This is a genomic window from Pseudomonas sp. I2 (assembly GCF_040984075.1).
Taxonomy (GTDB): domain Bacteria; phylum Pseudomonadota; class Gammaproteobacteria; order Pseudomonadales; family Pseudomonadaceae; genus Aquipseudomonas; species Aquipseudomonas guariconensis_B.
The window spans coordinates 1-385 of record NZ_JBCGFQ010000232.1 but is presented as its reverse complement, the minus strand read 5'-3'; the positions used below and the strand labels follow the sequence as shown (position 1 = coordinate 385).

Here is a 385-nt window from a genome sequence, read left to right as displayed (position 1 = left end):
GACCTGAAGCTGATCATCACCTCGGCGACCATCGACCTGGAGCGTTTCTCCCGGCATTTCGACGGCGCCCCGGTGATCGAGGTTTCCGGCCGCACCTATCCGGTGGAGACCTGGTACCGGCCGCTGGCGGCGGAAACCGACGAGGAGGGCAACCGGGTCGAGGACGACCTGTCGGTGGACCAGGGCATCCTCGCCGCCCTCGACGAGATCGCCGCCCACGAACGCGAGGTCGGCAAGCGGCCCGGCGACGTGCTGGTGTTCCTCCCCGGCGAGCGGGAGATCCGCGACGCCGCGGAGATGCTGCGCAAGGCCAACCTGCGCCACACCGAGGTGCTGCCGCTGTACGCGCGACTGACCCCGGCCGAGCAGCAGAAGATCTTCCAGC

Annotated in this window: 1 protein-coding gene; it reads left to right on the top strand. The window is 69.4% G+C overall.

Features of this window, described 5'->3' with window-relative positions:
- Positions 1-385, top strand: a 385-nt coding sequence (locus WCE05_RS26395; protein WP_368816896.1) for a hypothetical protein, incomplete at both ends; no start/stop codon positions are given.